The organism is Mesorhizobium sp. (genome assembly GCF_004962925.1).
In the GTDB taxonomy this organism is placed as follows: Bacteria; Pseudomonadota; Alphaproteobacteria; order Rhizobiales; family Rhizobiaceae; genus Mesorhizobium.
On sequence record NZ_SUEO01000189.1, the window covers coordinates 6,749 to 12,419 of the forward strand.

At 60.7% G+C, this 5,671-nt stretch carries 5 protein-coding genes; 3 read left to right on the forward strand and 2 right to left on the reverse strand.

What is annotated here, in order from left to right; all coding sequences use genetic code 11:
- The 3 genes from E5W87_RS27650 to E5W87_RS27660 form a co-directional block, all read left to right on the forward strand.
- Positions 1-198, forward strand: a 198-nt coding sequence (locus E5W87_RS27650) for an SDR family oxidoreductase (RefSeq protein WP_292404842.1), incomplete at its 5' end; no start/stop codon positions are given.
- Between the two features lie 84 nt (positions 199-282).
- Positions 283-1,635, forward strand: a complete 1,353-nt coding sequence (locus E5W87_RS27655) for a UDP-N-acetylmuramoyl-tripeptide--D-alanyl-D-alanine ligase (protein WP_292404845.1) — start codon at positions 283-285, stop codon at positions 1,633-1,635.
- Between the two features lie 351 nt (positions 1,636-1,986).
- Positions 1,987-3,267: a Mur ligase family protein gene (locus E5W87_RS27660; protein ID WP_292404847.1), complete on the forward strand. Its 1,281-nt coding sequence runs from the start codon at positions 1,987-1,989 to the stop codon at positions 3,265-3,267.
- Positions 3,268-3,319: 52 nt separating this feature from the next.
- On the opposite strand, the gene E5W87_RS27665 is transcribed toward E5W87_RS27660, so the two are convergent.
- Entirely contained in the window at positions 3,320-4,141 is an 822-nt protein-coding gene (locus E5W87_RS27665; protein WP_292404849.1) for an SH3 domain-containing protein, read from the reverse strand.
- Positions 4,142-4,336: 195 nt separating this feature from the next.
- Positions 4,337-5,623, reverse strand: a complete 1,287-nt coding sequence (locus E5W87_RS27670) for an FAD-binding oxidoreductase (protein ID WP_292404851.1) — start codon at positions 5,621-5,623, stop codon at positions 4,337-4,339.
- Positions 5,624-5,671 lie beyond the last annotated feature (48 nt).

The following is a 5,671-nucleotide window of genomic DNA, read 5'->3' on the forward strand; positions in this document are numbered from 1 at the left end:
GCCGGCGAGACCGGCATGCTGGAAAAATTCATGGGCGCCGACACACCGGAAATCCGCGACAAATTCCGGGCGTCGATCCCGCTTGGCCGGCTTTCGACGCCGCTCGACATAGCCAACGCGGCGCTCTGGCTGGCGTCGGACGAGGCGGCTTTCATCACCGGCGTGGCGCTGGAGGTCGATGGCGGGCGTTGCATTTGAACCGTCCGGCCGTATCGCTTCGATTGACTCGGTCGTCCGGCGAAAGGCATAAAGCCGTTGCGGGCTCGGGGGACCGGCGGTGGGATGAATGCGAGACTGAAGAAGATTCGCGAAAACCTTGATTGGCGCTTCAAGGTCCATAAGGCGAAGCGCGCTCGAGCAAGAAGCAAGGCGACCTTCATCGGCATAACCGGCAGTTCCGGCAAGTCGACCGTGACCGAACTGCTTGGGCACATTCTGGCCGGGCATGGCTCGGTGCATACCCAAGTCCTCGCCAATACGATGAGGGCGCTGGTCAACATGTTGTCAAAGCGCGTTCCCACCGGGACCGGCTACGTCGTTTTCGAAGCCGGAGCCCATGGGCCCGATACGCTCAAGCCGATGGCGGATATGTTGCAGCCGCATGTGGCTGTGGTCACCATGGTTCGCCTCGAACATTTTACGGCTTTCAGGACCCTGGAGAACGTCGCCGGGGAAAAGCGCGCATTGGTCGATGCGCTGCGGCCGGGCGGCTTCGCTTTGCTCAATGCGGATGATCCCCATGTGATCGGCATGGCTGCCGCCACTCCGCATCGTGTCGTCACTTTCGGCCTGTCGGAACAGGCGGACTATCGTGTGACCGATGTTCACGCCGCCTATCCCGACAGGCTGAAATTTTCGATCCACTGGCGCGGCGGCGTGATTGAGCTCAAAACGCCGTTCCCGGCTGAACATTTCTGGTTGCCGACCGCCGCAGCAGTCAGCGTAGCGCTGGAGCTTGGCGTTCCTCCCGAAAAAGTGGCGGCAAGGGTGGCGACATTCCAGCCGCTGCCAAATCGATGCCAGGTGCTCGTCACCAATGGCGGTCCGCAATTCATCGTCGACGCCGCCAAGTCGCCCTGGCATTCGATCAATCTTGCATTCGACATGATGGCGAAGGCCACTGTCGAGCGGAAGCGCATCGTTCTGGGGCAGATTTCAGACTATGCGGGCTCGACCAGAAAGTACCATTACGCCTACAAGACCGCGCGGGAAATCGCAGACCAGGTCATCTATGTCGGCGACAATGCGCATCGCTCGGGAGCCGGGCAAGACGATCGTGACGCCGGCCGCTTTCACGAATTGCGTATGCCCAAGGAGGTCTCGGACCACATCAAGCGGACGGCGGTGGCCGGTGAACTTATTTTACTCAAGAGCTCGTCCCGTCTTCATCTCGAACGGATCGCACTGGCCTGGAAGCACGATGTCAAATGCTGGGTTCCGGTCTGCGGCAAGCGGGAAGGCTGCGATACGTGCGGTCTGTTCGAAGTGCCGTTCGAAGAGCATCGCAACCATGTCAGGGAACGCCGGCATGCCAGACGATGGCAGCGCTTTCGACGTCTGCTCGGCGGCCGATCATGGTACAGAAGTCATCTGAGCCACGATGCAAACGTCAAAGAATCGCCTGACCAGCCCTAAGCGCCGGTCTTGATAACGCCCTTGTAGATCCAGCCGCGTTTGCCGTTGTAGGCGATCTGGCACCCGTTGCCCCATTCAGCTGCTCACGGCCCTCATCTTTCGTCGGCGAGACCGGCATGCTGAAAAATTCATGGCCTCGACACACCCGAAATCATTACGCGAAATTCCGCGCATCGGTCCCGCTCTGACTCGCTTCGGACGAGGCAGCTTCATCCTGGCGTTCCGCTGGAAGTCGACGGCGGACGTTGCATCTGGGCCGTCCGACCCGTCTGGTTTCAGGTTTGACTTGACCGTTCGCCGCAAGCCATAAGTCACTTATGGGGTGGGGCTAGCGGTATAATGAATGCAAGATTGCGAAAGATTCGCAAAGATCTGGGGCAACGTCTCAAGATCTACAAGGCAAAACGCGCCCGATCGAAAAGCAAGGCGACCTTCATCGGCATTACCGGGAGTTCCGGAAAATCAACAGCAGCCGGGCTGCTTGGACACATATTGGCCGACCATGCCCCGGTGCATACCCAGGTTCTTGCCAATGCCATAACGACACTGGTCGATACGCTGTCTCGACGCATCCCCGGCAAGACCGACTACGTCGTGGTCGAGATCGGAGCCTACGGGGTCGGCACGATCAAGCCGATGGCGGATATGCTGCGGCCACATATGGCGATCATCACGATGGTTCGTCTCGAACATTTTGCAAGCTTCAAGACCTTGGAGAGCGTCGCCCTGGAGAAGCGCGCATTGGTCGATGCGCTGCTGCCGGGCGGCCTTGCGGTCCTCAATGCGGATGACCCCCATGTGATTGGCATGGCTTCCGCCAAAGGCCATCGCGTGGTCACCTTCGGCTTTTCCGAACAGGCGCATTACCGCGTGACCGATGTTTACGCCGCTTATCCTGACAGGCTGAAGCTTTCGATTCATTGGCGAGGCGGCGTCCTTGCGCTCGACACGCAGTTTCTGGCTGAACATTTCTGGCTGCCGACCGCCGCGGCGGTTGCTGCAGCACTAGAACTGGGCGTTCCCCAGGAAAAAGTGGCGGCCAGGGTGGCAGCATTCCAGCCTTTGACAAATCGATGCGACCTCCTCGTCACCGATGGCGGCCCGCAGTTCATCATCGACGTCGCCAAGGCGCCCTGGCATTCGATGAACCTGGCGCTTGATGTCATGGCTAAGGCGACCGTCAACCGAAAGCGGATCGTTATCGGCCAGATTTCGGATTATGCCGGCTCAACCAGAAAGTACGCTCAAATCTACAAGGCTGCCCGTGAAATCGCAGACAATGTCATCTATGCCGGGGACAATGCTCATAAATCCAGAGCCGGGCAAGCTGATCGTGATACGGGCCGCTATCATGAATTTCGCACAGCCAAGGAAGTTTCCAACCACATCAAACAGACAGCTGTTGCCGGTGAGCTGATCCTGCTTAAAAGCTCATGCAATCTTCATCTGGAGAGGGTCGCACTCGCCTGGACACATGATGTCAAATGTTGGGCTCACACCTGCGGTAAACCCGATGGGTGCGTTACGTGCGGTCTGTTCGAAGTGCCGTTCGAAGAGCATCGCAACCATGTCAGGGAACGCAGGCATGCCAGACGGTGGCGACACTTTCGGCGTCTGCTCGGCCGATCATAGTACAGAAAGCTGAGTCGTAGCGGCGCAACGTCAAAGGATCGCCTGACCAGCCCTACGCTCCAGTCTTGATAAAACTCTTGTAGATCCAGCCGCGTTTGCCGTTGTAGACGATCTGGCACCATTTCTTGCAGCCCATCACCTGAACCGAAGTCTTGGCGGGAACGGTGACTATGGGGGCCGCATTCTTCTTCGGTCCGGCGCGCATGGTGACGGCCCTGAGGATGCGTCCGGTGTCTGCTGCGCTCACTTTCTTGGCCTCGACTTTGGCTTGGGTGCCATCGTTCTGCGTCGCGGCCGGCAATTGCGGCTTAGCGGTGGGAATGGCGGCGGTTTGAGCACCGTCCGGCGCCGTCTTGCTGCCAGCAGCGACTTTGGCAAGCAATGCTGCGGCTTTGGTTTTGGCCGCCGGATCGGCGAATGCCGCCGCAGTGGATGGCTTGTCTGGTTCAGCCTGGCCCGTCATCTGGCCGGATGCTGTCTTCGGCCTTGATCCTGTCCAGCGAGGATCATTGGGCGGCAGCGCTGGTATCTCGGCCTCCGTCGCAACCACTGCCGGCGAAACCGCATCGGCCTTGCCCGTAGCCTGCTGCACGGCGGCGACCGTCGAGGCCGCGGCCGGCACGATCTTCGTCGTTTTTACCGGAACGCTCGGAATGATCTGCTCGGGACTCGCGACCGCTTGTCTCTCGTTGGCCGGCAGTGCCAGCCATAGCGCCACCGCGGCCACGCCAAGCAGCGCTGCTGTGCCAAATGCGGCGATTACCAGATGCAAGTTCGACCGGACTTTTTGCCAGAACCTGGGCCTCATGTCGTAGCCAAACTGCATCGCAAGGCGCCGTCGTTCCGGCGCGCCGAAACTGAAGGGCTCTCTCACTCTTGCAACCTCCATTTGCGGGCCGACGTTCAATCGGAAAACCGGCGTTAGATCGGTCCCAAAACCAAAAAGCGGGCAGGCCCGCAAATTCCCCCGTTTAACTGCCCACGGCCCTCATCTCTTGCCTGCGATTGTGGCATCACTGCGCCCTTGCAAGGGATTCTGCATGCTTACGAGGGATTCTGCAACCTGTGGTTAGATCCGATCCCTCAAGGCATACCAGTTGAGCGCAAGAAAGAGCAGAGGCGCGCGGAAGCGTCGGCCACCGGGAAAGGCCGGGATTTTCAGATCCTCGATCAGCCTCAACCGGTCCCGGTTGCCGGCAACGGTTTCGGCATAGAGCTTGCCGAAAAAGTTCGACAGCATGACGCCGTGGCCGGAATAGCCGCCGACCGAGATCACATTGGGCATCACCTCGCGCACGAAGGGTTTTCTCGGCAGTGTGATGCCGACATAGCCGCCCCAGCCATGGGAGATCTCGACATCCCTGAGGTCAGGGTAAAGCTCGGCGATCTGCCGGCGGATGTGGACATGGATGTCTTTCGGATCGTTGACGGCGTAGATCTCGCGCCCGCCGAACAGCAGCCGCCCATCCGTCGATTTGCGGAAGTAGCGCACGACGAAGCGGGAATCATCGACCGCCTCACCGCCCGGCAGCACTTTTGTGTCAGACCCAAGCGGCAGCGTCGCGCCGATGAAGGAGCCGATCGGCATGATGTGCGCGGCACTGATCGGCTCGAGCGCGCCGCCATGGGCGTTGACGCCGATCAGACATTTCTCGGCTGATATCGTGCCTTTCGGCGTCGTAACTCTGACCTTGCCGCCAAGGGACGCGATGCCGGTCGCCGGCGTCTGCTCGAACAGCTGCGCCCCCGCCCGCGCCGCCACCTTTGCGGTGCCGATCACCAGCTTCAGCGGATGGATGTGCCCTGTGCCGGTGTCACGGGTGCCGCCGAAGTAGCGCGCCGAGCCCAACCGCTCCGCCGTCTCCCTGGCGTCCATGAAGGTGATGTGTGGGTAGCCGAAGCGGTTCGCCATGATCTCGGCATGCGCCTTGTAGTCGTCGACATAGCGCTGCTTGTGCGCCACCGACATCTGGCCGGGCATGTAGTCGATCTCGATCTTGTTGACGGCGACGAATTCGAGGAGATGCGCCTTGGCCTCTTCGGCGAGGTCGAACAGCGCCTTGGCACGGGAAAAGCCGTATTCCGCTTCCAGTTCCTCGGCCCAGGCGCGCTGCCCGGTGCCGAGCTGGCCGCCATTGCGGCCCGATGCGCCGTCGCCGAAACGATGCGCTTCGATCAGCACGACATTGCTGCCGGCCTTGGCGAGGTGCGCCGCCGCCGACAGGCCGGTGAAGCCGCCGCCGACGATGACGACGTCGCATGTCCGGTCGCCGTCGAGCGCCGGATATTCGGGCCGTGGGCCGGCCGTGTCCTCGTACCAGGAGCGGCCGGGAGAGATTGGGGATTGGTAGGGCATGGTGCTCGGCTAGGGGAGTAGGGGAGTAGGGGAGTAGGGGAGTAGGGC

What these genes read in the sequence shown, in the direction of transcription:
- E5W87_RS27655 (WP_292404845.1), top strand. Translation starts at nt 283, where the DNA reads ATGAATGCGAGACTGAAGAAGATTCGCGAAAACCTTGATTGGCGCTTC.
- E5W87_RS27670 (WP_292404851.1), bottom strand. Translation starts at nt 5,623, where the DNA reads ATGCCCTACCAATCCCCAATCTCTCCCGGCCGCTCCTGGTACGAGGAC.